This window comes from Methylobacterium sp. J-068 (assembly GCF_022829445.1).
Classification (GTDB): domain Bacteria; phylum Pseudomonadota; class Alphaproteobacteria; order Rhizobiales; family Beijerinckiaceae; genus Methylobacterium.
The window spans coordinates 251,701-277,180 of sequence record NZ_JAKSXY010000122.1 but is presented as its reverse complement, the minus strand read 5'-3'; the positions used below and the strand labels follow the sequence as shown (position 1 = coordinate 277,180).

The 25,480-nt window shown below is 69.2% G+C and carries 18 protein-coding genes and 1 pseudogene; 9 read left to right on the top strand and 10 right to left on the bottom strand.

Annotation, left to right across the window (positions count from 1 at the left end):
* Positions 1 to 139: 139 nt before the first annotated feature.
* From MKK54_RS21570 to MKK54_RS21560, 3 genes and pseudogenes are all read right to left on the bottom strand, one after another.
* Positions 140 to 811: a carbonic anhydrase gene (locus tag MKK54_RS21570; protein ID WP_244014642.1), complete on the bottom strand. Its 672-nt coding sequence runs from the start codon at positions 809 to 811 to the stop codon at positions 140 to 142.
* A 120-nt stretch (positions 812 to 931) separates the two neighbouring features.
* Positions 932 to 1,435 (bottom strand): annotated as a pseudogene (locus tag MKK54_RS21565) (NUDIX hydrolase); the annotation flags it as partial.
* A gap of 21 nt (positions 1,436 to 1,456) precedes the next feature.
* A complete protein-coding gene (locus tag MKK54_RS21560; protein WP_244014068.1) occupies positions 1,457 to 2,251 on the bottom strand; it encodes a DUF429 domain-containing protein in 795 nt (264 codons plus the stop codon).
* Positions 2,252 to 2,353: 102 nt separating this feature from the next.
* Here MKK54_RS21560 and MKK54_RS21555 point away from each other — a divergent pair, with 102 nt between their 5' ends.
* Positions 2,354 to 2,752, top strand: coding sequence for a DUF3775 domain-containing protein (locus MKK54_RS21555; RefSeq protein WP_244014066.1), 399 nt, complete (start codon positions 2,354 to 2,356; stop codon positions 2,750 to 2,752).
* Positions 2,753 to 2,818: 66 nt separating this feature from the next.
* Here MKK54_RS21555 and MKK54_RS21550 read toward each other — a convergent pair whose 3' ends face one another.
* Positions 2,819 to 3,208, bottom strand: a complete 390-nt coding sequence (locus MKK54_RS21550; protein WP_244014064.1) for a hypothetical protein — start codon at positions 3,206 to 3,208, stop codon at positions 2,819 to 2,821.
* A 520-nt stretch (positions 3,209 to 3,728) separates the two neighbouring features.
* Here MKK54_RS21550 and MKK54_RS21545 point away from each other — a divergent pair.
* Positions 3,729 to 4,316, top strand: a complete 588-nt coding sequence (locus MKK54_RS21545) for a transglutaminase-like cysteine peptidase (protein ID WP_244014640.1) — start codon at positions 3,729 to 3,731, stop codon at positions 4,314 to 4,316.
* A gap of 193 nt (positions 4,317 to 4,509) precedes the next feature.
* The gene (locus MKK54_RS21540) at positions 4,510 to 4,848 is read left to right on the top strand and encodes a hypothetical protein (protein ID WP_244014062.1); all 339 of its coding nucleotides are present in this window, start codon (positions 4,510 to 4,512) and stop codon (positions 4,846 to 4,848) included.
* Between the two features lie 20 nt (positions 4,849 to 4,868).
* On the opposite strand, the gene MKK54_RS21535 is transcribed toward MKK54_RS21540, so the two are convergent.
* From MKK54_RS21535 to MKK54_RS21525, 3 genes are all read right to left on the bottom strand, one after another.
* Entirely contained in the window at positions 4,869 to 6,002 is a 1,134-nt protein-coding gene (locus tag MKK54_RS21535; protein WP_244014060.1) for an ABC transporter permease, read from the bottom strand.
* 22 nt (positions 6,003 to 6,024) lie between these two features.
* Entirely contained in the window at positions 6,025 to 6,465 is a 441-nt protein-coding gene (locus MKK54_RS21530; RefSeq protein ID WP_244014058.1) for a DUF4112 domain-containing protein, read from the bottom strand.
* 111 nt (positions 6,466 to 6,576) lie between these two features.
* On the bottom strand, positions 6,577 to 7,731 hold the full coding sequence (locus MKK54_RS21525) for an aminotransferase (protein ID WP_244014056.1): 1,155 nt from the start codon (positions 7,729 to 7,731) through the stop codon (positions 6,577 to 6,579).
* A gap of 729 nt (positions 7,732 to 8,460) precedes the next feature.
* Here MKK54_RS21525 and MKK54_RS21520 point away from each other — a divergent pair.
* The 5 genes from MKK54_RS21520 (at position 8,461) to zwf (ending at position 19,558) form a co-directional block, all read left to right on the top strand.
* Entirely contained in the window at positions 8,461 to 9,891 is a 1,431-nt protein-coding gene (locus MKK54_RS21520; RefSeq protein WP_244014054.1) for an MdtA/MuxA family multidrug efflux RND transporter periplasmic adaptor subunit, read from the top strand.
* Positions 9,888 to 13,013: an MdtB/MuxB family multidrug efflux RND transporter permease subunit gene (locus MKK54_RS21515; protein ID WP_244014052.1), complete on the top strand. Its 3,126-nt coding sequence runs from the start codon at positions 9,888 to 9,890 to the stop codon at positions 13,011 to 13,013. The genes MKK54_RS21520 and MKK54_RS21515 overlap by 4 nt, the downstream gene beginning before the upstream one ends.
* Positions 13,010 to 16,297 carry an efflux RND transporter permease subunit gene (locus tag MKK54_RS21510; protein ID WP_244014050.1) on the top strand — a complete coding sequence of 1,096 codons (3,288 nt, stop codon included), beginning with the start codon at positions 13,010 to 13,012 and terminating at the stop codon, positions 16,295 to 16,297. The genes MKK54_RS21515 and MKK54_RS21510 overlap by 4 nt, the downstream gene beginning before the upstream one ends.
* 134 nt (positions 16,298 to 16,431) lie before the next feature.
* A complete protein-coding gene (locus MKK54_RS21505) occupies positions 16,432 to 17,898 on the top strand; it encodes an efflux transporter outer membrane subunit (RefSeq protein WP_313898408.1) in 1,467 nt (488 codons plus the stop codon).
* A 127-nt stretch (positions 17,899 to 18,025) separates the two neighbouring features.
* On the top strand, positions 18,026 to 19,558 hold the full coding sequence (gene zwf, locus MKK54_RS21500) for a glucose-6-phosphate dehydrogenase (protein WP_244014048.1): 1,533 nt from the start codon (positions 18,026 to 18,028) through the stop codon (positions 19,556 to 19,558).
* Here the strand turns inward: zwf and MKK54_RS21495 are convergent.
* From MKK54_RS21495 to MKK54_RS21485, 3 genes are all read right to left on the bottom strand, one after another.
* Positions 19,538 to 20,344: a restriction endonuclease gene (locus MKK54_RS21495; RefSeq protein WP_244014046.1), complete on the bottom strand. Its 807-nt coding sequence runs from the start codon at positions 20,342 to 20,344 to the stop codon at positions 19,538 to 19,540. The genes zwf and MKK54_RS21495 overlap by 21 nt on opposite strands.
* Positions 20,345 to 20,775: 431 nt before the next feature.
* Positions 20,776 to 21,270, bottom strand: a complete 495-nt coding sequence (locus tag MKK54_RS21490) for a MucR family transcriptional regulator (RefSeq protein ID WP_244014044.1) — start codon at positions 21,268 to 21,270, stop codon at positions 20,776 to 20,778.
* Between the two features lie 586 nt (positions 21,271 to 21,856).
* Positions 21,857 to 22,552 carry a class II aldolase/adducin family protein gene (locus MKK54_RS21485; RefSeq protein ID WP_244014041.1) on the bottom strand — a complete coding sequence of 232 codons (696 nt, stop codon included), beginning with the start codon at positions 22,550 to 22,552 and terminating at the stop codon, positions 21,857 to 21,859.
* A gap of 211 nt (positions 22,553 to 22,763) precedes the next feature.
* On the opposite strand from MKK54_RS21485, the gene MKK54_RS21480 reads away from it, so the two are divergent.
* Positions 22,764 to 25,472: a bifunctional acetate--CoA ligase family protein/GNAT family N-acetyltransferase gene (locus MKK54_RS21480; protein ID WP_244014039.1), complete on the top strand. Its 2,709-nt coding sequence runs from the start codon at positions 22,764 to 22,766 to the stop codon at positions 25,470 to 25,472.
* Positions 25,473 to 25,480 lie beyond the last annotated feature (8 nt).

Genomic DNA, 25,480 nt, shown 5'->3' with positions numbered 1-25,480 from the left:
ATGCAACGGGTCGCCGGGCTTCCTCGGGCCCGGTGCGGAATAAGAGACAGGACGTCGGGCTGGCAGGCTCGGCGTCCTGTCGCGTTCGGACCACCCTCTCGAAGGGAAAGCGGATTTCGGCTCCCTCAGATGGGTGCCATCACTCCTTGAAGCAGCCGATCATCGAGGTCGGGCCGAGGCGGCGCCCTTCGTGGTCGACCGCCGGGCTGAACACGCCCGTGTCGGGATCGCGCAGCAGCAACTCGCCGCGCGCGATGCCGAAATGAGCGCCGTGCAGGGCGAGGCGGCCGCTCATCACGCGATTGCGCACGAACGGGAAGGTCATCAGGTTCTCGAGGCTCTGCTCGACCATCGCGTATTCCAGGCGCGTCAGGTAATCCGGCCCGCTCTGCTCACCCGCCTTGGCGGCGGCGGGCTCGACCAGGGACACCCACTTGCCGATGAAGTTGCCCTTCGAGAGCGGCGCCGAAGGGTTGGCGTAGGCCTTGATGCCGCCGCAGCTGGCATGGCCGAGCACCACGATGTGCTTGACCTCCAGGCCCTGCACCGCGAACTCGATCGCCGCCGAGGTGCCGTGATAATCGCCTCCGGTCTCGTAAGGGGGCACGATGTTGGCGACGTTGCGGATGACGAAGAGTTCGCCCGGCCCGGTATCGAAGATGACCTCGGGGGAGACGCGGCTGTCGCAGCAGCTGATCATCAGCACTTCCGGGTTCTGGCCCGTGGCCAGCTTGGCGTAGCGCTTGGCCTCGTCGGGAAGCCGCCCGTCGATGAACGAGCGATAGCCGGCCTTGAGCGTCTCGGGGAACATGCGGAAATCCTCGTGGGGCGTGTCGACGGAAGGCTTGGCGTCGGGGGAGGGCTTGGCGTCACTGGAAGGCTTGGCGTCCGGGAAGGGCTTGCCATCATGCGGCGTGCCAAGCGGGGTCTGTTGCCACTCGAGGACGACCGGCGAGGCGGGAATCGTCCCGTCGACGATGGCGCGGGCGAGTTGGGCGAGGCCCGCCGGCTCGATCCGCTCGTCCGTGGCCGCGAGTTCATCGAGCGTCCACCAGCGGGTGCCGAGCACCGGGTTGTCCTCGGTCTCGGCGAGACGGCTCGTATCCACCGTCGCGTCGGGCAGGCGGACGACGAAGTAGCGCTCGCGGGCGAAGCGCGATGTCCTGAACAGGTGGAACGGGCCGTCGCAGGAGGCGACCTGCGGCCCGATCCCGGCCTCCGCCACACCGATCTCCTCGGAGAGTTCGCGCCGGCAGGCCTGCACATGATCCTCGCCGGGCTCCAACCCGCCGCCGGGCATGAACCAGAAGGTCCGGGCCTCCGGCCGGGCGGGATCGATCGGCCGCACCGCCTCGTAGGCGATGAGGAGCAGGCGGTCATCCGGATCGAAGACGAGGGCCCGGGCAATGTCGCGAACGGCTAGATCCTCTGTCATCCCGAATCCCACGGCTGCGCCTCAACGCACCGCTTTAGCAGGGAAATCGTCCGGAGCCAGGGGTGGCTCCATGCGCGGGCGCACGGGCGCGGCCGGCATCCAGATCACGATCGGCAGGCCGAGGTCGTCCCTGCCCGGCGGATCGGGCAGGGGCACCGCGCGTCCCTCCAGGAGATCACGGGCGACGACGAGGCCGGCCAGCGCGTCGAGATGGTCATCGGCGCCGACACCCGTGGGACGGGCCGCGATCAGGCCCTCCGGGATGCCCGCCGCGGCGAGCAGGGTCCGGCGCTCGGCCAATCCCGCCTGGCGTGCCGGCCCCTTCTTGCCCGCCGCCAGGGTCCGGTCGCCGTTGAGGCGATGGAACGCCACCTCGGGATGGACCTCGTGAAGGCGCAGGGCGAGGTCCGGACGCGCGCGCAGCAGGGCGTCGACCTCGCGAACGTAGCTCAGGATGTTCCAGCATTGGATCGAGGGCGCGAAGGGCGGGGTGCTGCTCGTCCGCGACAGCGCCTTGGCGGCCTCGTAGGTCGGCGCATGGACCGCCGCGCGGGCCGGGACGGGGAACACGCTGGCGCGTCCCGGTCTGAGTCGGGCGCGGGCGGCCCGGTCCGCGACACGCCCCCCGCCCGTGACGTGGCTGTCCAACCCGATCGGGATGTCGATCCCGACCCGGAGCGGCGCTTCCGGCGTGTCGAGGAATTCGAGGACGCCGGGAAAGCGTCCCGCCCGGTGGCGCGTCGGGTCGTCGAGGTCGAGGAGCACGCCCGCCCAGGCGCCGCGACAACCGTCGAGGCCGCCGATCCAGCGTGTCATCGCGGTGCTCCGGCGCGCGGCGGCGCGAACCGGATCGGGCCTGGCCCGTTGTCGCTGCTCAGGGCCGCCGCCGCCGTTGGCCGCCGAAACGGGAACGCATTCATGGACATCGCCGTCGACAAGGTCACCGAGATCATCCTGCGTGTCCGCGCCATCGATGTGAAAGAAGGGCCGACCGACCCCGATTCCGGCTCGAACCCCATCGACGACGGCGCCACGGACGTGCTCGTCTCGGGCACGGACGACGCCACCGAGGAGGAGTTGCGCGCGATGATCGGCGCCCTCAACGACGACGAGCGGGCCGACCTCCTGGCCCTCCTCTACGTCGGACGCGGCGACATGGAGCCCGAGGAATGGGCCGATGCGGTGCGCTTCGCCCGCGAGCGCGAGGCGGCCGGCCAGGGCGCCGCCCACGAGATCCTCGGCATTCCGAACGCGGGCGACCTCCTCGACGAAGGCCTCGCCAATCTGGGGATCACGCCGGACCTGCCGCAGGCCTGACCCACAAGGAAAAGGGCCGGCCCCGCCATGGGCGGGACCGGACCCCGGGACGCATGCGCGACTCCGCTACCTGCAGGGCAGCGCGATCGCGGTGTCCGCCACGAAACCCGCCGTGTCGCGCAGGCTCTCGGGCTGGTTCGGGTCCAGGGACACCGCCTCGGCCTCGCGGTGCAGGCGATCGTTGCAAGCGCAGGTCGGGATCTGGCCCCGCGGCGGCGAGCAGGCATCGTGATGCATGCAGGCCACGTCCAGGGCGTCGATCGGCGGGCGCGGGCTGCGGTTGCCCGGTCCGCAATAATTGCCGTGGATCAGCAGGGTGCCGCGCTTCGCGTCGATGAAGGGAAGCTCTTGCGCGCGCGTGGAGGCGGCAAACAGCCCGGACACCGAGGCGGCGAGAACGACGCTCGCCAGGAGGCGGTGGGTGCGGGTGTTCGGTCGGTCTACGTCCGTCGTCAAGTTTCGATCCTCGTGATCTCGTCGCGCCCTCCCGGTCGGACATGGTGCCTCCTCGCAGGCTGGCAAGCGGGGCGGGTGCCATTCGTCGCGTCGCGGCGATACCCGCGAAGACGTCCGGCCTCTGCCCCGGAATCGCCGCGTGACGCTCCCGGCGCGCCGATCCATGGCGGATGCGGGTGGGATCGGCCGGACACCGGGCCGCGTCTCGGCTTTCGCGGATCCGGCCTCACGATCGGGGCCGCCGACCTCCGAAGAGGCCCGCGGAACGCGGCATGGTTCAAGCCGGACGCCGCCGGGACGAACGGCGTCCCCGGCTTCGGCCGGCCCGCGCGACGGGCGGCGAGGGGGCGTCATCCACACCGTTAACCTTTTCTTAACCCGCCGATTGTCGTGCAACGCCGGCCATGGGACATTCGTTAACAGAAGCTTAACGGGACCAGCGGCGGTCATGCAGAACCTGTTTTCCCAGCGTCTTTCGGCCCTCCTGGGCCGCCGCCTCGCCCTCCTGGGCGTCGCGCTGATGGCGGGTCTGACCCTTGCTCCCGAGGCCGGTGCGCAGACCCTGGCCTCGCTGCCCACCGTGCCCAGCGCCATCGTCGCCGGAGCCGCCGCCCGCCCGATCGCCGCCTGGGTCGATTTCTGCCAGGGCTACGCCACCGAGTGCGCCGTGGACACCGCGGAGCCGATGCAGATCACCCTGACGCCGGCCATCTGGAACACCATCGTCTCGGTGAACCGTCGGGTGAACAAGTCGTTGCGGGCGGTCACCGACCTGGATCACCTGAACGTCGCCGACCGCTGGGACCTCGCCGAGGACGGCGCCGGCGATTGCGAGGACTTCCAGCTCCTCAAGCGCAAGCTGCTGGCCGAGACCGGGTTGCCGCGCCGCGCCATGCGGATGACCGTGGTCATCGACGAGAAGGGCGAGGGCCACGCGGTGCTGACCCTGATCACGGATCGGGGCGACATCATCCTCGACAACAAGACCAGCGCCGTCCTGCCGTGGCGCCAGACCGGCTACACCTTCATCAAGCGTGAGAGCCAGCAGGCCGTGGCCTGGGTCTCGCTGGGCCGGGCCGCCTCGCCGGTCACCACGGCGAACCGCTGATCCGGCATCCGCTCGATCGAAGCGGACGCCGTGTCGTCGAGCCCGCGCGGCTCTGCGTGAGGCTCGAATCCACCATTCCAAGGGATCGACCGGATTTGGATCCGTGTCCCGGAATGGGATTGGGGACAATTCCACCCTTCAAGATTGATTGAGCTTAGGCGAGCGAGGGTGCCCGGGTTCGGGAGGCCTCGCCATGACGATCCGCGACCGCGCCTTGCCCGCGCTCTGTCTCCTCGCCACTCTCATGTCCGCGCCCTGCGCATCGGGCGCCGAGCAGCCCGGCGTCGCCGACCGGCACGGCACCTGGCGCGCCTGCCTCCATCGGAACTTCACTCTGCAGGTCGCGCTGTCGAGCCGGATCATCGCGGCCGATTCCGCCCTGCGGACCTGCCGCCCGAGCGAGCAGGCCTACCTCACGGCGCTCTCGGCGTCGCCCCTCGTGGACGGCGACGACGTCGCCCGCGTCCGTCCGGCCCTCTTGCTGCGGGCCAAGGGCTGGCTCCTCGACGGCGGGCCGCAGCGGCCGCTCTGAGGATCGGCCCCGGACGAGCGTCAACGGAACGATTTGCGCGGATCGAAGGCGTCCCGCACCGCCTCGCCGGCGAAGACCAGCAGGCTGAGCATCACCGCGACCACGAAGAAACCCGTGAGGCCGAGCCAGGGGGCCTGGATGTTGTCCTTGCCCTGCGCCAGCAGCTCGCCGAGGGAGGCCGAGCCCGGCGGCAGGCCGAAGCCGAGGAAATCGAGGGAGGTCAGCGTCCCGATCGAGCCGTTGAGGATGAAGGGCAGGAAGGTCAGCGTCGCCACCATGGCGTTGGGCAGCAGGTGGCGGCTCATGATGCGGATGTTCGAGAGCCCCAGGGCGCGGGCGGCGCGGACATACTCGAAGTTGCGCGCGCGCAGGAACTCGGCGCGCACGACGCCGACGAGCGAGACCCACGAGAACAGCAGCAGGATTCCGAGCAGGATGAAGAAGCCCGGCTCGATGAAGGCCGAGATGATGATGATGAGGTAGAGCGTCGGAATTCCGCTCCAGACCTCGATGAAGCGCTGCAGCGCCAGATCGACCCAGCCCCCGAAATAGCCCTGCACCGCCCCCGCGACGACGCCGATCGCCGAGGAGACGAGGGCGAGGATCAATCCGAACAGCACCGAGATGCGGAAGCCGTAGATGATGCGGGCCAGTACGTCGCGGGTGGTGTTGTCGGTGCCGAGCCAGTGCTTCTCGAGCGCCGAGCAGGGCTTGCCGACCGACTGGCACTGCGCCTCCGTCAGCATCCAGGTCGGGGGCGAGGGGGAGGGAGTCGGCAGCCCGTCGATGATGGTGTCGTAGGAATACGGGATCGGCGGCCAGAGCGCCCAGCCGTTGTCGTCGATCTCCTTCCGGGTCTCCGCCGAGCGGTAGTTCGGCCGGGCGTAGAAGCCGCCGAACTTCTCGTCCGGATAGTCGATCAGGACCGGGAACAGGATCTCGCCCTTGTACGAGACGACCAGCGGCCGGTCGTTGGCGATGAACTCCGCGAACAGGCTGAGGACGAACAGGCCCGCGAAGATCAGGAACGACCAGTAGCCGAGGCGGTTGCGCCGGAAGTTGGCGAGCCGCCGCCGGTTGAGCGGCGACAGGCCGCGCGTGGGCGGCGGCAGGGCGATGGCCTGCGCCGCGTCGGCGCGCGCGATCTCGTTCATCGGGCGCTCCCCGCGCGGCGGTTCAGCCGTCGATGCGGATGGCCGTTCCCTCGATCTCGTTCGGGCGCACGCCGCCGTGGCGCTCCAGGTAGCGCCGCAGCAGCCGGACGTTGCGGCGGTTGGCCTTGAAGGCCGCGTCGAACAGGTCGCCCGCCAGCGGCACGGCGCCGAGCGCGCCGTCGGCTGCGATGTTCATCGCCATCCGGGCGATGAGCCAGCGCGGGGCCCCGAGCCGGCGCGCCTCGACCACGATGTAGGAGGCGAGCAGCATGCCGGCGACGTCGCCCACCACCGGCACGAGGCCGATCACCGCGTCGAGCCCCACCCGGCGGTTGATGCCCGGGATGACGAAGGCCGAATCCATCAGGTGCGCGAACGCCTCCAGGCGCAGCAGCGTCGCTTCCCGGTCGTCCGCCTTCGGCCGGAACGGCGTGGTGGCACCGGCGGTCCGGGTGAAGTCCATGGTCGGGCTCCGGGGCAAATCCAGCCTTTGGGGAATACGCGGCGTGGTCATCGCTCGGGATGTGGCCCCGCGCCCACGCGCGCGCAAGCGCCGTCCGCTCGCCGCCGCGCATCACGCCGCTCGTCCGGCGACGGCGCCGAGCCGGTCGAGGGCACGGTCGAGGACGTCGTCGGCCTTGGCGAAGCACAGGCGGACGAGGTGACGCACCGAGGCATCCGGATAGAACGCGCTGATGGGAATCGCGGCGACCCCGTGCCGACGCACCAGCGCGTCGCAGAACGCGACGTCGTCTTCCCAGCCGAGCGGCGCGAGGTCGACGTTGAGGAAATAGGTGCCGGAGGACGGCAGGACCCGGAAGCCGCGCGCGACGAGACCTCGGGTCAGGCGGTCGCGCGAGGCCGCGAAGCGCGCGCGCATCGCGCCGAAATACGCGTCGTCCTTGGCGAGCCCGTAGGCCACCGCCTCCTGCAGGGCCGGGGGCGTGGTGAAGGTGAGGAACTGGTGCGCGTTGGCGATGACCCGCATCAGCGCCGGGGCCGCCATCACGAACCCGACTTTCCAGCCGGTGAGGCCGAAGATCTTGCCGGCCGAGCCGATCTTCACCGTGCGGTCGCGCATGCCGGGCAGGGCCATCAGCGGGCAGTGCCGCGCGCCGTCGAAGACGACGTGCTCCCAGACCTCGTCGCAGACCGCCACCACGTCGTGCCGGGCGCAGAAGGTGGCGAGGAGCGCCAGATCCTCGCGCTCGAAGATCGTGGCGCTGGGGTTCAGGGGATTGTTGAGGACGACGAGCTTCGTCCGGTCCGAGAAGGCCTCCGCCAGGGCCGCGCCGTCGAGGCGGAAATGCGGTGGCCGAAGGGGCACGATGCGCGCCACGCCGCCCGCCCGGCGCACCAGCGGCAGGTAGGCGTCGTAGAGGGGGGCGAACAGCACCACCTCGTCGCCCGGCGCGATCAGGGCGAACAGGGATGCCGCGATGGCCTCGGTGGCCCCCGAGGTCACCATCACCTCCGCCATCGGATCGAGGTCGAGGCCCTGGTGATGGGCGTAATGCGCGGCGATGGCCCGGCGCAGGTCGGGCAGCCCCATCATCGGCGGGTACTGGTTGTCACCGTGCAGGACCGCCTCGGCGGCCCTGCGGCGCACGTCCTCCGGCCCCGGATCGTCGGGAAAGCCCTGTCCGAGATTGATCGCGCCGAGGTCCCGGGCGAGGCCCGACATCACCGTGAAGATGGTCGTCGGCAGATCGGCGAGGACAGGGTTCATGGAGCGGAATTCATGGTGTTCTGATGGGGATGAGCGCGTGGTGGCTGCACACGGGACGGCGTAGCACGAGCCCTCGGCGGTTGCGAAATGTGCGTCCTCGCACCCGCCTTCGGCGATGCGCTTCGATGTCGACTGACGATTGTTGACATTCATCAGCCATCACGTAACGTTCGGATCACGGCTGGAGCGGTGGTTTCCAGCGCGGGACTTCGCCCCCTCGTTCCGTACATGTGTCGCCACCGCTCCGGTCCGTTTTGAGAAAAGGTCGTCGCTCCCCCCAGCGGCGGCCTTTTTCGCGTCTCCGCCCCGAGTATTCGAGCGCCGGGGCGTCAAACGATCCAAACAGCAACACGGGGGAAACCCGAAGGCCCCACTGGAGTCGCATTGGTCCCGCAGGATGTCTTCCATGCTGCACGGCGGCTGCGATCAGGCGTTCGGACCGGGTGAACGAAGCCCCGTCAGGCCGCGCGGCTCACGTGCCCCGAATCCCGGGGGTGCGACGCCGCTCGATGCTGTGGGACGATGTCCGCGATCCTATCTGAACGGAGCGCCCAGGTACCGAAAGGGCGTCCTTGTGAGCGTGGGCGGAATGGGGATTGAATTCGTTGGTCTTCGGAGCGAGGCCGGCCCCTGTCCCGCTCGCCGTGCCGTCGTCTCCACGCCGAGTTGCGTGGATGTGCCCGGTTCTTCACACGACACGTTCTTTTCGTATGTCATGATCGTCAGGCCATGAACGAAACCTCTCCCATCCGCACCGAGACGGCGCGGGAATATCCCGGGGCCGTGCCGGGGGATACGCGGAGCCATCCGCCGGTCCGGCGGCGCGGCCGTGCGCGTCTGTGGTTCGTCCTCCTCCTGGTCCTGGCGGGCGCCGGCTATGCCGGATACCGGTTCTACCTCGCGCCGAAGGCCGACACGCAGGCCGCCGCCACCCATGGCCGGGGCAAGGGCGCGGGCGGGCGCGGCGCACATGGCGAGCCGCCCCAGGCGGTGGGCATCGCCACCGTGGTGCCCGGCGACGTGCCGATCGTGCTCGCGGGGCTCGGCACGGTGACGCCGCTCGCCACCGTGACGGTGCGCTCGCAGATCAGCGGCTACCTCACCGAGATCGGCTTTCGCGAAGGCCAGACCGTGAAGAAGGGCGACTTCCTCGCCCAGATCGATTCCCGCCCCTACGAGGCGCAACTGGCCCAGTACCAGGGCCAGCTGATGCGCGACCAGGCGCTGCTGCAGAATTCGAAGCTCGACCTCGCCCGCTTCCAGCGTCTCTCCCAGCAGGATTCGATCTCGAAGCAGAATGTCGACACGCAAGGGGCTCTCGTGAAGCAGAACGAGGGCACGGTGGCGGCCGACCAGGCGCTGGTCGATCAGCAGAAGCTCAACATCACCTACACGCGCATCGTCTCCCCGGTGGAGGGCCGCGTCGGCCTGCGCCAGATCGACCAGGGCAACTACATCACGGCCGCCTCCACCAGCATCGTGGTGGTGACGCAGCTCCATCCGATCTCGGTGGTCTTCACCCTGCCGGAGGACGACGTCGCGCGGGTGATGCGGCGCATGCGCTCCGGCGCCAAGCTCGCGGTCACGGCCTACGATCGCGGCGACGTCACCGCCATCGCCACGGGCATGCTCGACACGGTGGACAACCAGATCGATACCACCACCGGAACCGTGAAGCTGCGCGCGATCTTCGAGAACCAGGACGACGCGCTGTTCCCGAACCAATTCGTCAACGCCAAGCTCACCGTCGACACGGTGCGCGACGCGCCCATCGTCCCGACCGCCGCCATCCTGCGGGGCACGCCCGGCACCTACGTCTACCTGATGGAGGGGGACGACAAGGTCGTGGTCCGCCCGATCAAGCTCGGCGAGGCGGACGGCGCCCGCACGGTGGTGAAAGAGGGACTCGGCATCGGCGACCGGGTGGTGGTCGACGGGACCGACCGGCTGCGCGACGGGGCTCCCGTGCGGGTCACCGAGGGCGCCGGCAAGACCGCTCGGGCATCGGGCGAGGCGGGAGCGCCGGGCGACGGCCAGACGCTGCCGGCGGCCGCTCCCGTCAGGCCGGGCGAGAAGGCCGATGCCACCAGGGCGGATGCGGACGCGCCGGAGGGTCAGAAGCGCGAGCGCCGCCGGCAGAGGCCCGCGGAGGCCCGATGAACCCGTCCCGCCTCTTCATCCTGCGGCCGGTCGCCACCACGCTGTTCATGCTGGCGATCCTGCTGGTCGGCATGGTCTCCTACCTGAACCTGCCGGTCTCGGCGCTGCCGTCGGTGGATTACCCGACGATCCAGATCCAGACCTTCTATCCGGGTGCCAGTCCCGAGGTGATGACCTCGGCGGTGACGGCGCCGCTGGAGCGGCAGTTCGGGCAGCTTGCCAACCTCAACCAGATGACGTCGCAGAGCTCGGCCGGCGCCTCCGTCATCACCCTGCAGTTCAGCCTGGATCTCGCCCTCGACATCGCCGAGCAGCAGGTCCAGGCGGCGATCAACGCGGCCGGCAACCTGTTGCCCTCGGATCTCCCGGCCCCCCCGATCTACGCCAAGGTCAACCCGGCCGACGCGCCGATCCTGACCCTGGCGCTGACCTCGAAGACCCTGCCGCTCACCGAGGTGCGGGATCTGGCCGAGACGCGGCTGGCGCAGAAGATCTCCCAGGTGGCGGGCGTCGGCCTCGTCAGCACCGGCGGCGGCCAGCGGCCGGCCGTGCGCATCCGCTTCAATGCGCGCGCGCTCGCCGCCTACGGCCTCAACATCGACGACCTGCGCACCACGGTCACCAACCTCAACGTCAACACGCCCAAGGGCACCATCGACGGGCCGACGCAGTCCTATTCCATCAACGCCAACGACCAGATCCGCGACCCGAAGGCCTATGACGACGCGATCATCGCCTACAAGAACGGCGCGCCGGTGCGGCTCTCGGACGTGGCGGACGTGGTCAACGGCCCCGAGAACACCAAGCTCGGCGCCTGGATGGACGAGACGCCGGCCGTCATCCTGAACATCCAGCGCCAGCCCGGCGCCAACGTCATCGCCACCGTCGACAAGATCAAGGCGCTGCTGCCCCAGCTCCAGGCGACCCTCCCGGCCGCCATCGGCGTGACCGTGCTCACGGACCGGACCACCACCATCCGCGCCTCGGTCCACGACGTGCAGGTGGAGCTGGCGCTGGCCATCGGACTCGTGGTGCTGGTGATCTTCCTGTTTTTGCGCAGCGTCTCGGCCACGCTGATCCCGAGCCTGTCGGTGCCGCTGTCGCTGATCGGCGCGCTGTCGATCATGGATCTCTACGGCTTCTCCCTCGACAACCTGTCGCTGATGGCGCTGACCATCGCCACCGGCTTCGTGGTCGACGACGCCATCGTGGTGATCGAGAACATCGCCCGGCACGTGGAGGAGGGGGATTCTCCGCTGGAGGCCGCGCTGAAGGGCAGCCGCGAGATCGGCTTCACCATCATCTCGCTCACCGTGTCGCTGATCGCCGTGCTGATCCCTCTCCTGTTCATGGGCGACGTGGTCGGGCGCCTGTTCCACGAATTCGCGATCACCCTGGCGGCCACCATCGTCATCTCGGCGGTGGTCTCGCTGACCCTGGTGCCAATGCTGTGCGCGCGCCTCCTGAAGCCCCACGTCCCCGAGGCGGCGGATCGCCGGGAAGGCTTCATCGCGCGCGGCGCGCGGCGCTCCATGGACGGCATCATCGCGGGCTACGGCCGAATGCTGCGGGTGGTGCTGCGCCACCAGGGGCTGACGCTCCTCGTCACCCTCGGCACGATCGCGCTCACCGCCTACCTGTTCGTGGTGATCCCCAAGGGGTTCTTCCCCGTGCAGGACACCGGCGTGATCCAGGGCGTGACCCAGGCCGACCAGACCGTCTCCTACGCCGCCATGGCCGAGCGCCAGCAGAAGCTCGCCGCCATCGTGCTGAAGGACCCGGACGTGCAGAGCCTGTCCTCCTTCATCGGCGTCGACGGCCAGAACGTGACCCTGAATTCCGGCCGCTTCCTCATCAACCTGAAGCCGCACGAGGCGCGCACGGCCCGCGCGCCCGAGATCATCGAGCGGATCAAGGCGGCCACCACCGGCGTGGCGGGCATCCGCCTCTACCTGCAATCCGTGCAGGACCTCACCATCGACACGGCGGTGAGCGCCACCCAGTACCAGGTCATCCTGGAGAACCCGAACCTGCAGGAGTTCGAGACCTGGGTGCCGCGCTTCGTGCGGGCGCTCCAGGCTTCGCCGCTGCTGATGGATGTCGCGAGCGACCTCCAGGCCAGCGGATTGGCGGCCTACATCACCATCGACCGGCCCACCGCCGGCCGCTACGGCATCACCCCGGCGACCGTCGACAACGCGCTCTACGATGCGTTCGGCCAGCGCATCATCTCGACGATCTTCACCCAGTCGAACCAGTACCGCGTCATCCTCGAGGCGGATCCCGATCTGCACAAGACCATCGACAGCCTCGATCACATCTACCTGCCGTCCTCCACCGTGGCCTCGGGACAGGTGCCGCTCTCGGCGGTGGCCCGCGTCAGCGAGCGGCGGGCGCCGCTGCTGATCAGCCATCTCGGGCAGTTTCCGGCGACCACCGTCTCGTTCAACCTCGCGCCCGGCGCGGCGCTTGGCGACGCGGTCGCGGCGGTGGAGGCTGCGCGCAAGTCCATCGACCTGCCCGCGAGCTTCCGCGTGGTGCCCCAGGGCTCGGTCTTCGCCTTCGAATCCGCGCTCTCGAACCAGCTCTTCCTGGTGCTCGCCGCCATCGTGACCGTCTACATCGTGCTCGGCGTGCTCTACGAGAGCTTCATCCACCCCATCACGATCCTGTCGACGCTGCCCTCGGCCGGTATCGGGGCGCTGATCGGCCTGATGCTGTTCGGCCTGTCCCTCGACATCATCGCCATCATCGGCATCGTGCTGCTCATCGGCATCGTGAAGAAGAACGCGATCATGATGATCGACTTCGCGCTCCAGGCCGAGCGCGAGGAGGGCATGAGCCCCCGCGACGCGATCTACGAGGCCTGCATCCTGCGTTTCCGGCCGATCCTGATGACGACGCTGGCGGCCCTGTTCGCGGCGGTGCCCCTCATCGTCGGCACCGGCGTCGGCTCGGAACTGCGTCAGCCGCTCGGCATCGTCATCGCGGGCGGCCTCATCGTCAGCCAGGTCCTGACCCTGTTCACCACGCCGGTGATCTACCTCGCCTTCGATCGCCTGGAGCGCCGCTTCTCGGGCCGGCGCGCGGGCGGCGCGGGCAGCGTCGAGGCACTGCCGTGAACGTCTCCGAGCCGTTCATCCGGCGGCCCGTGGCCACCACCTTGCTCACCATCGGGGTGCTGCTGGCGGGCATCTTCGCCTTCATGAAGCTGCCGGTGGCGCCGCTGCCGCAGGTGGATTTTCCCGTCATCCTGGTCCAGGCGCAGATGGCCGGCGCCTCGCCCGAGACCATGGCCACCACCGTCGCCGCGCCGCTGGAACGCCGCCTCGGCGCCATCGCGGACGTCACCGAGATGACCTCGACGAGTTCGCTCGGCTCGGTGCGCCTCGTGCTGATGTTCGGCCTGAACCGCGACATCGACGGCGCGGCGCGCGACGTCCAGGCGGCGATCAACGCCGCGCGGGCCGACCTGCCGACGGCGCTCCGCCAGAACCCGACCTACCGCAAGTTCAATCCGGCCGACGCGCCCATCCTGATCCTGGGTCTGACCTCCGACACCCTGACGCCGGGCCAGCTCTACGATTCCGCCGCCACGGTGGTGCAGCAGAAGATGTCCCAGTTGCCCGGCGTGGGGAACGTCGACATCGGCGGCTCCTCCCTGCCGGCGGTGCGGGTGGCGCTCGATCCGACCGCCCTGTTCAATTACGGCATCGGCCTGGAGGGCATCCGCGCGGCGCTCGCCTCGGCCAACGCGAATTCGCCCAAAGGCGCGATCGAGACCGAGACGCAGCGCTACCAGCTCTACGCCAACGACCAGGGCCGGGTGGCCGCCGATTATCGCGACCTCGTCGTCGCCTATCGCAATGGCGCCGCCGTGCGGCTCACGGATGTGGGCACCATCGAGGATTCCGTCGAGGACCGGCGCAACCTCGGCCTCGTCAACGGCAAGACAGGCGTGATCCTGTTCATCTACAAGCAGCCGGGCTCGAACGTCGTCGAGACGATCAAGGGGCTCAAGGCCGCCATCCCCCAGGTGAAGGCGGCGCTTCCCGGCGACATCGACCTCAGCGTCACGGGCGATCGCAGCGCCACCATCCGGGCCTCCCTGGCGGAGACCGAGGAGACGCTGGTCATCGCGGTCGTGCTCGTCGTCTTCGTGGTGTTCCTGTTCCTGCGCTCGTGGCGGGCCACCCTGATCCCGGCGGTGGCCGTGCCGATCTCCATCGTCGGCACCTTCTCGGCGATGTATCTGCTCGACTACAGCCTCGACATCCTGTCCCTGATGGCGCTGATCATCGCCACGGGCTTCGTCGTCGACGACGCGATCGTGGTTCTGGAGAACATCCAGCGCCACATCGAGGCGGGAAAGCCCCGGGTGGAGGCGGCCCTGCTCGGCTCGCGCGAGGTCGGTTTCACCGTCATCTCCATGAGCCTGTCGCTGGTGGCGGTGTTCCTGCCGATCCTGCTCATGGGCGGCATCGTCGGCCGCCTGTTCCAGGAATTCGCCGTCACCCTCTCCCTGGCGATCCTGATCTCGCTCGTGCTCTCGCTGACGACCACGCCGATGATGTGCGCGTTGCTCCTGCGGCGCGAGGCGGGACACGGCTCGGAGCGGCAGAACGTGTTCGTGCGCGGGCTGGAGGCCGCGTTCGACGGCATGCTGACGGGCTACGAGCGGACCTTGCGCGTCGCCATGCGCCACCGCCGGCTCGTGGTCCTGACGCTGCTGGCGACCGTCGGCCTCAACGTCTACCTCTACGTCATCGTCCCGAAGGGTTTCTTTCCCGAACAGGATACCGGCCAGATGATGGGCGGCATCCAGGCCGACCAGCGCATCTCGTTCCAAGCCATGCGGCAGAAGCTGGAACAGGCCACCGCCATCGTGCAGGCCGATCCGGCGGTCGACAGCGTGGTGGGCTTCACGGGGGGGCGGGGCACCAACTCGGCCAACGTCTTCGTCGGTCTGAAACCCCGGGGCGAGCGCGACTCGATCACGGCCGTGATGACGCGCCTGCGGCCCAAGCTGTCGCGGGTGGCGGGCGCCCGGCTCTACCTGTTCCCGCGCCAGGATCTGCGCATGGGCGGCCGCCAGAGCTTCGCCCAGTACCAGTACACCCTCCAGGGCGACACGGCGGAGGAACTCTACGCCGCCGCACCGAAACTCGTGCAGGCGCTGCAGAAGAATCCGATCTTCGGCGACGTCACCTCCGACCAGCAGGAGGGCGGCCTCGAGAGCCGCCTCGTCATCGACCGGGCCAGCGCCTACCGCTACGGCCTGACGCCGGACAAGATCGACAACACCCTCTACGACGCCTTCGGGCAGCGTCAGGTCTCGACGATCTACAATCCGCTGAACCAGTACCACGTCGTGATGGAGATCGCGCCGCGCTACCTCCAGAGCCCCGACACCCTGAAGATGCTCTACGTCTCGACCTCGGGCGGCAAGGCGCGGGGCTCGGCCACCACCAACGCGGTGGCGGGCACGGTGGCGGGCGCCGCGACGGCCGCGAGCACGGCCGCGACGGCGGATGCGAACGCGGCCTCCATCGCCACCGACTCGGCCCGCAACGCCGCCGCGAACGCCATCGCGGGGGGCAAGGGCGGCGCGAGTTCGAGCGCGCCGGTCTCCAGTTCCAAGGAAACCATGGTCCCGCTCTCGGCCTTCGCCCGCCTGGAGACGGGCAACGCGCCCGTTCAGGTCAGTCACCAGGGCCTGTTCGTGGCCACCACGATCTCGTTCAACCTCGTGGCCGGCAAGAGTCTCTCCGATGCCACCGCAGCCATCGACCAGGCCATCACCGACCTGCGCCTGCCGGCGACCATCCACGGTGAGTTCGCGGGCGCGGCCAAGAGCTTCCAGGAATCCTCCTCGCGCCAGCCCCTGCTGATCCTGGCCGCGCTGGTCGCCGTCTACACGATCCTCGGAATCCTCTACGAGAGCTTCGTCCACCCCATCACGATCCTCTCGACGCTTCCGTCGGCCGGGATCGGTGCGCTGCTGGCGCTCCTCGTCTCGGGCACCGAGTTCACCGTGATCGCGCTGATCGCGGTGTTCCTGCTGATCGGCATCGTGAAGAAGAACGCGATCATGATGATCGACTTCGCCCTCGACGCCGAGCGCACGCGCGGTGCTTCGCCCCACGATGCGATCTTCGAGGCCTGCCTCTTGCGCTTCCGCCCGATCATGATGACAACGCTCGCCGCGATGCTCGGTGCATTGCCCCTCATCCTCGCCGGCGGGGAGGGGTCCGAACTGCGCCGCCCCCTCGGCATCGCCATCGTCGGCGGCCTCATCGTGAGCCAGATCCTGACCCTCTACACCACCCCCGTCGTCTACCTGTACCTCGACCGTTTGCGCCGCCGCGCGCCGGCCGCGGGCGCCGCGCTGAGCCCGGCCGAATGAGCGTGGGTGGTTCGGGGGATCGCCGCGCGCGCGGGCTCGTCACGTCCCCATGGGGAAGGCGCGCAACCCAACTCGCAAGGAACGCGGCTCCCTCTCCTTCCAGGAGAGGGAGCCCGGCGCATCTCGCCGCCCTCGTGGCCCTCGCCGCGTCGGTCTCCGGCTGCATGGTCGGGCCGGATTATTCCCGCCCCTCCGTGGAGACGCCGATGGCGTTCAAGGAGGGTGGGACCCGCGAGGACAGCGCGGCTTACGTGGCGAGCCGCAAGGGCTGGCGCCCGGCCGCGCCGAACGACGGGGCCGAGCGCGGCGACTGGTGGCGCGTGTTCCGCGACCCCGCCCTCGACCGGCTGATCCGCCTCGTCGATGTCGATAACCAGAGCCTGCGCGCGCAGGTGGCGGCCTACGAGCAGGCGCGCGGCTTCGTCGCCCAGGCACGGGCCGCCCTGTTCCCCATGGTGACGGGCGCGCCCAGTATCTCGCGCTCGCGCTCGCTGGGCATCGAGCGCACCAACGTCTCCCTTCAGGGGCAGGCGACCTGGGAACTCGACCTGTTCGGCCGCATTCGCCGCAACATCGAGAGCGAGGTCGCCACCGCGCAGGCCAGTGCCGCCGAACTCGCCCTGGTGCGCCTGACGCTCCAGGCCGAGGTGGCGACGAACTACCTGACGCTGCGCTACCAGGATTCGCTCCAGCGGGTGCTGAACGAGAACATCGAGGGCTACAAGAAGAGCCTCGCGATCACCGAGAACCAGTACAATGCCGGGGTGGCCGCCCGCTCGGACGTGATCACGGCCCAGGCCCAGCTTCAGACGACCCAGGCCCAGGCCATCGCGGTCGGCCTGCAGCGCGCGACCTTCGAGCACGCCATCGCGCTCCTCGTCGGCCGGCCGCCCTCGGAACTGAGCCTGCCCGTGGCGCCCCTCGCCGCCAGGCCCCCGGCGGTGCCGGTGGGCATTCCCTCGACGCTGCTCGAGCGGCGTCCCGACGTCGCCCAGGCCGAGCGCAACGTCCAGGCGCAGAGTGAGCAGATCGGCGTCGCCGTGGCGGCGTTCTACCCCACCGTGACCCTCTCGGCGTCCGGCGGCATCTCGGGCAACCCGGCCAACGGCCTGTTCTCGGCGGTCAATCAGGTCTGGTCGGTGGCGGCCGCCGGGTCCGAGGTGTTCTACGACGGCGGCGCCCGCGCGGCGGCCCTGCGCATCACCCGCGCCGCCTACGATGCCAGCGTGGCGAACTATCGCCAGACCGTGCTCACCGCCTTCTCCGAGGTCGAGAACGGATTGGCGGGCGTGCGCATCCTGGCCCGCCAGCAGACCGCGCAGGACGAGGCGGTGGCCTCGGCGCGCCGGGCGGTCGAGATCACCCTCAACGAGTACCGGGCCGGCACGCAGAACTTCACCACCGTGGTCACCGCCCAGGCGCTCGCCCTGAACAACGAGGTCGTCGCCCTGCAGGTGCGCCTCAACCGCTTCACCACGGCCGTGTCGCTGATCCGGGCCCTGGGCGGCGGCTGGGACGTACGCAGCCTGCCCAGCGGCGAGGCGCTCAAGGAGACCCGCCTGCCGGTCGATTCCGGCCAGGCCGTCCGCACCGACGAGTGAGGCTCCACGGCAGGGCACGGCGTGCGATCTGTCACGACCTTGGCCGGAACGACGCCGAACGCCGCCGGTTGACGAGCGGATTTCGCCGACACGTCGTGCGGCACCCGTGAGTGGAGGCCATCGCGCCATGGATCAGAGTTCCGACCCGAAGGTTTCCGAACCCGGCAAGGCCATCGCCAAAGCGCCGATCACCAAGGCGCCGGCCTGCACCCTGGTGATCTTCGGAGCCGGCGGTGATCTGACCAAGCGCCTGCTGATGCCGGCCCTCTACAACCTCGCCCTGGGCGCGCTTCTCGACGACTCCTTCCGCATCGTCGGCGTCGACCACAACCCCAACACCGACGCGGGCTGGCGCCAGGACCTGTCCGACACGATGCAATCCTTCACCACCGACCGGACCTCGGAGTTTCACCCCACTCGGATCGATCCGAAGGCCTGGGGCTTCATCCGCGAGCGTCTGAGCTTCCGTCAGGGCGACTTCGCCGCACCCGAGACCTTTTCGGGGCTCGCGGGCGCGCTGACCGGCAACGTGATCTTCTACCTCGCCGTCTCGGCCCGCTTCTTCGGCCCCATCGTCGACGCCCTGGGTGAAGCCGGGTTGCTGAAGGAGAGCGACGGGGCCTTCCGCCGCGTCGTCATCGAGAAGCCGTTCGGCAGCGACCTCGATTCCGCCCGTGCCCTCAATGCCCGCATCCTGAAGCAGGGCGGCGAGAACCAGTTCTTCCGCATCGACCACTTTCTCGGCAAGGAGACCGTTCAAAGCATCCTGGCGATCCGCTTCGCCAACGGCCTGCTCGGCCCGGTCTGGCATCGGGACCACATCGATCACGTCGAGATCAGCGCGGCCGAAACCATCGGCGTGGAAGCGCGCGGCGCGTTCTACGAGCCGACCGGCGCGCTCCGCGACATGGTGCCGAACCACCTGTTCCAACTCCTCTGCATGGTGGCGATGGAGGCGCCCGCGACCCTCGATGCCGAGGCCGTGCGCGACGAGAAGGCCCGCCTGATCCAGGCCGTGCGGCCGATCCAACCCAAGGACGCCGTGCGCGGCCAATACGCGGCGGGCCAGGAGCACGGCCATGCCGTTCCGGGCTATCGCGAAGAGCCGAACGTCGCCAAGGATTCCCGCACCGAGACCTACGTCGCCCTGAAGCTCAGCATCGACAATCCCCGGTGGGACGTCGTGCCGTTCTACCTGCGCACGGGCAAGCGCATGGCGGGCCGGGTCACCGAGATCGTGCTCCACATCAAGCCGCCGGCCCAGTCACCGTTCGCCGGAACCGGCACGGCGGTGGCGCCCGACACCTTACGCTTCCGGATCGACCCCGAGCAGGGACTCGACATCGCCATGAACGCCAAGCGTCCGGGCCCGCGCATGGATCTCGGTCAGGTCACCGCCGCGTTCGACTATGGCGACTTCTTCCACGAGACGCCGAGCGTCGGCTACGAGACCCTACTCTACGATTGCATGATCGGCGACGCGACCCTGTTCCAGCGAGCCGACAGCATCGAGTCGGCCTGGGCGGCGGTCGATCCGGTCCTCGAGGCCTGGGCCGATGCGCCGGTGGAGCCGTACGCCGCCGGCAGCGCCGGTCCGGCCGGCGCCGAAGCGCTGCTCGCCCATCAGGGGCATCGCTGGTTAGCGCTCGGCGAAGGATGACGCCTTCGGCGCGCGCGCCGGCTTGCGGGCGTCGACCACGCGGGTGGGTCGAAGGGCGGCGAGATCGTCGTGATGCAACAGCAGAACACCCGTCGCCGCCGCGAGCTTGCGGGCGGCGGGCGTGAACCCGGCATTCGAGACGACCGCCGCCATGTCGGCCGACCAATACTGCGTCGCGGCCACGATTTCCTGCACCGCGCCGTTGCCGACGGGCTTCGCATAGCGCTTGCACTGGACCACCAGCCGAACGCCGGCCTGTTCGGCGATGATGTCGGCGCCCTGATCTCCGCTGGCCTGCGTCGCCCGCGCCAGCCAGCCGGTGTTCCGGAGCAGGGTCGCGCAGTAGCGCTCGTAGGCGATCCCGTCTTCCGGCGCATCGCTCTCATCGGGGAGATCGACGCCGACAGCGACCTGCTCCACGATGGCGAGGATGTCCTCCCACAGCGCGTCTCCGATATCGCCGAATCCTCGCGCCTCCAGGTGCGGGATCACCGTACGCTCGGCGAAATAGGCGCGCTCGCGCTCCCAGCCATCCGAGATCAGGTTCCCGTAAGCATCGACGAAGCATTCCTGGCGTCGCCGCAGAGCGAGGATGCGGGCATGGCGTCGGGCGACGGCACGGATCGCGCGGCGGATCCGGCGCGGCCGATCGAGGCGGTGGACCAGCAGGCCGGCGAGAACGAGACCCGTGACGGCCGCGGCGGGCGCGCCGAACCAGAAGGCGAAGCCGCCCCCGATCACGGTGGTCCAGAACAGGCGCGCCACGAGGCGCGATGCATCTGCCATGCGGTTCTGCCCGTCTCCAGAAGGGGCCGCCATCGTCCCGGACAGGAATAATGGGCGGCACGGTTCGGAAGGACCGTGGCATCCGAGCGTTGCGTGATCTCTAACGCGGGGGCCGGTATCGCCGCGCCGTCCGGGACGCTCCGCATCGCGTCCATGCGGTTCGGTCTCGGAATCCCGGCCGAGATCGGCCTCGTGTACTTCAAATCTCTCCTGAGATCTCGCCGAATGCCGCGATCACGGGATCGGATCTTCGTGTCCGACACAGCGGGTGTAAGCTGTGGACAACGGGACGGCGACCGGGGTCGCGCGCCGCGATCGCCGTCGATGTCCTGTCGGCGGATGCCTCGCCAGCCGCGAGGGCGCGGATGCGGTTCCATGAGGAACCTCATCCGCGCCCCATGATGTCCGATTCCGGGAGACCGTGCCCGGTGTCAGCCCTGCGCCGCCACCTTCGGACGGCGGCCGCGCGGCGCGGAGGCAGTCTTGACCTCGGGCTCGGCCGTGATGCTGTCCTGCTTCCGGCGCTGCTGGCCGAGACCCATGTTCTTGGCGAGTTCGGAGCGGGCGGCCGCATAGTTCGGTGCGACCATCGGATAGTCGCTCGCAAGGTTCCACTTGGTGCGATACTGCTCGGGCGTCATGTCGTAGCGCGTCCGAAGATGACGCTTGAGCGACTTGAACTTCTTCCCATCTTCCAGGCAGACGATGTAATCAGGTGTGATCGAGCGCTTGATCGAGACAGCGGGTGTCAGAGGTTCCGACTTCTCCTCGACCGTGGAGTGGCTCAGCTTGCCCAGGGTCGAGTGAACCGAGTTGATTAGGGCCGGAAGGTCCGCGATCGGAACCGAATTGTTGCTCACGAACGCCGAAACAATGTCTGCGGCCAACTCGATGAAGTCCGGAAGAATCTCGCCGTCTGCTCTCATGCTATGCTCCTGGTTGTAAATGGATCATGTGCCGTTGGCCGTGGGAACGCTCCTTAAGCAGTTCGCCGCCGATCTCGTGATCATGACTTACCGCCTACTATGATGTCACAAAGAAAAGTGCAAGCGCAGAGTAGTGTTCCTCTCGACAGTCTTGGTCTTCGTTGGAAAATGAGCCAGAACGTATCAAAAGAGCTGTCTGCATTCAAAGAGGGCGGAAGCGGTTCTTATAAAAAAAGGAGGGGCGACGATTGGCGGCGAAACTTTTATAGCCTGATCTAGGAAATTCATATTAAAATAGGTATAAATTCAGGTAAGTGGACGCAATAGGCTCAGAAATGAGTCTTTAGTTCATGCTTGCTTGTCGCACCCCGTGTCCCGCCGCGAAGAGCGAGGATTGATCTGTTTTGATCTCGATCGGGTCAAAAATTACGACGTGTGAAATCACGGTTTCAGGTGCCGGCAGATCTCCGTCCCACGTGCGAAGGGTTTTCCAGAGGGCGTGTCGCTGAAAAACCACTCAAGCACTGGAGCGCTGGCGCTTTCGCAGCCCCTGCGATGCAGGGTTGTGGTTCTCGATGGGGAAAAATCAACCTGCGTTGTTTGCGGCCTCGCGCGGTCCATAGGACCTGAAGCGCTCGACGGTGCGCCGGATCTCGTCATCGCTCAGGATCAGGGGGGCGCCGACTTGCAGGGCGGCGGCATATTGGCGGCACAGGGCTTCCATCTCCACCGCCAGCCACAGCGCTTTGCGCAGGTCGGAACCGGCGGCGATCATGCCGTGGTTGGCGAGAAGGCAGCCGGCGCGCCCTTCGAGGGCGACCAGGGCGGCCTTCGAGAGTGCCTCGGTCCCGTAGGGCGCGTAGGGGGCGCAGCGGATCGTCGGGCCTCCCGCCGCGGCGATCATGTAGTGGACGGCCGGGATCTCGCGACCACAGATCGCGAAGGCCGTGCAATACGTCGGATGGGCATGAACCACCGCGCCGAATTCCGGTCGCGCCGCCAGGATGTCGCGATGGAACCGCCATTCGGAGGACGGGCTCAGGGCATGCGTGAAGCCGCCGTCCCACGACATGGCGACGATGTCCTCGGGGCGCAGCTCCTCGGCGGGAATGCCCGAGGGCGTGACCAGGAAGCCGTTTCCGAACCGCGCGGAGACGTTGCCCGAGGTGCCCTGACTCAGGCCCAGACGCAGGAGGTCGACCATGGCCGAGACGATGGCCGCGCGAACGGCGTCCTCCGAGCGCGCGTCGGACGGGTTCTGCGGGGCAGGGGCCTTTGGCATGCGGAACTCCTCGGCAAGGCCCTCCATCGCGGGCACGACGCGTCTATAACACCGCGCGCCGAACATCCTCGTCCGGCGTTGGTTCGGTTCGACGTGGGTTGATCGCAGAGACGACGCACGGCGTCCGGCCCGAGACCTGGGGCCGGGGCCTCGACCCCTCCGGTCGAACATGTCCGAGACAGGATCTTCAAGTCATGACGCAGTCCGGTCGATGAGCACCTACCGCTTCGAGGCACTGGTCGCGCCGCGCGCCATCGTCCTGGTCGGGGGCACCGATGGTCGAGACGGTCTTGGCCAGGATGCTGTTCTTGGTCGTGAGGCTGCCCAGGGTCTTGAGGCTTGCCAGGGTCTTGAGGCTTGCCAGCGTCTTGGCGAGGCGGTGCTGGCCAATCTGCGGCGGGCCGGTTTTGGCGGTCCGATCCGGTGCATCGGCTCCGATGCCGAAGCGGGTGCGATTGCCGGTTTCAGGGATCTGCTGGAGACGCCCGACCTCGTCATCCTGGCGACGCCCCCGGAGGCGGTACCGGCTTGGGTCGCCGAGGCCGGCCGCAGCGGCGCCGCCGCCGCGATCATCCTCACTCCGGATGTCGGTGACGACCTGTGCGAGGCGGCCCGCGCCGAGGCGCGTCGACACGGACTGCGCCTCCTCGGCCCCGGCAGCATCGGCCTTTCGGTGCCCGGCGCGCGTCTCGATGCCAGCCTGCTCGCGCATCCGCCGAAGGCGGGCGACATCGCCCTCGTCTCGCAATCGGGCACCGTGGCGGCCGGAATCGTCGCCTGGGCCGCACGGCGCGACGTCGGCTTCTCGGCCGTGATGTCGCTCGGCATCGCCTGCGACATCGACGTCGCCGACTGCCTCGATCACTTCGCCGCCGATTTCCGCACCCGCGCGATCCTGCTGTCCCTCGACGTGGTGACGGATGCGCGCAAGTTCATGTCGGCCGCCCGCGCGGCCGCGCGCGCCAAGCCGGTCGTGGTCCTGCGCGCCGGGCGGCACCGGGCGCCTCCGCGCCACGTCACGACCCATACGGGGGCGCTCGCGCGGCCGGACACCGTCTACGAGGCCGCCTTCCGCCGGGCGGGCCTGCTCTCCGTCGACAGCCTCGACGCGATGTTCTCCGCCGTGGAGACCCTCGGGCGCCAGCGGCCCTTCCCCGGGCATCGGCTCGCGATCCTCGGCAACGGGCGCGGCATCGGAGCCCTCGCCGCCGACCGCCTCGCCGATCGGGGCGGCACGCTGGCGGCGGCCGGAACGCTCGGCAACCCGGTGGATCTCGGGGTCGCGGCCGGTCCGGACGCCTACGCCGCCGCCCTGGCGCCGCTGCTCGCGGATGCGGGCAACGACGCCGTCCTGGCGGTGCATGTGCCGACGGCGCGCTCCGACAGCGGCGAGGTCGCGGCCGCGATCGCCGAGACGGTCACGCGGGTCCGGAAGGCGGGCGGCCGCAAGAAGCCCGTCTTCGCCGTGACGATCGGCGAGGAGGCGCAGGCCGCGAGCCGGCTCGCCGAGGCCGGCATTCCGCGCTTTCCCACCGATTCCGACGCGGTGGAGGGCTTCCTGCATCTCGTCCGCTACCGCGAGGCGCAGGACGACCTGATGCGCACGCCGGATTCGCTGCCCCGCGACTTCTCTCCCGACGTCGCGGCCGCCCGTGCCATCGTGGGCCGCGCGGTCGCGCAGGGGCAGACCTGGCTCGACCCCGTCGCGGTGTCGGACCTCCTCGCCGCTTACCGCATCGACAGCGTGCCCCTGACGCTCGCCCCCGACATCGACGCGGCGGCCACCGCCGCCTGGAGCATCATCGCCAAGGGCGGGGCGGTGGCGCTGAAGGTCGTCTCGCCGGACATCGTGCACAAATCCGACGTCGGAGGCGTGCGCCTCGATCTGACCAGCGAGGCCGACGTGAGGGCTGCGGCCGCCGACATCATCGCCCGGGCGCGCCGGCTCGCGCCGGAGGCCCGCATCACCGGGTTCGCCGTGCAGCCGATGATCCGGCGCGGCAAGCAGCGCGAACTCATCGCGGGCCTCGCCGAGGACCCGACCTTCGGGCCGGTGGTGGTGTTCGGGCGCGGCGGCACGGCGGTGGAGGTCATCGACGACCGGGCGCTCGGGCTGCCGCCGCTGGATCTGCGCCTCGCCTCCGAGCTCATCGACCGCACCCGCGTGGCGCGGCGGCTGGCCGCCTACCGCGACGTGCCGGCGGTGGACCGGCACGCGGTGGCGCTGGTGCTGGTGAAGCTCGCGCAACTCGCCGCCGATTGCCCGGAGGTGCGCGAACTCGACATCAACCCGCTGCTCGCCGACGAGACGGGCGCGCTCGCCCTCGACGCCCGCGTGATGGTGGCGCCCGAGGCCACCACGGGCCGGCGTGCGCGCGGAACCTATCATCCGCGCTTCGCCATCCGCCCCTATCCGGTGGAATGGGAGCGAAGCCTCACCCTGAAGGGTGAGACCGTGACGGTGCGGCCGGTGCGCCCCGAGGACGAGGCCCTGTTCCTCACCTTCTTCCAATCCGTGAGCGCCGAGGATCTGCGCCTGCGCTTCTTCGCGCCGGTGCGCGACTTCAACCATGCCTTCCTGGCCAAGCTGACGCAGCTCGACTACGCCCGCGCCATCGCGTTCGTGGCGATCGATGCGCGGAGCAGCCTGATGCTCGGCGCCGTCCGGCTCCATGCGGATGCCAATCACGAGAGCGGCGAATACGCCATTCTCATCCACGGTGACCGCAAGGGCACGGGCCTCGGCCTCGCGCTGATGAGCCTGATGATCGACTGGGCCCGCATCGAGGGTCTGTCGCGGGTGGAAGGCACGGTTCTGCGCGAGAATCGGCCGATGCTCGCGGTGTGCAGGCAACTCGGCTTCACCACCCGGCCGGACAAGGAGGATGGCGGCGTGGTGAAGGTGTCGCTCGCCCTCTAGGCATCGCG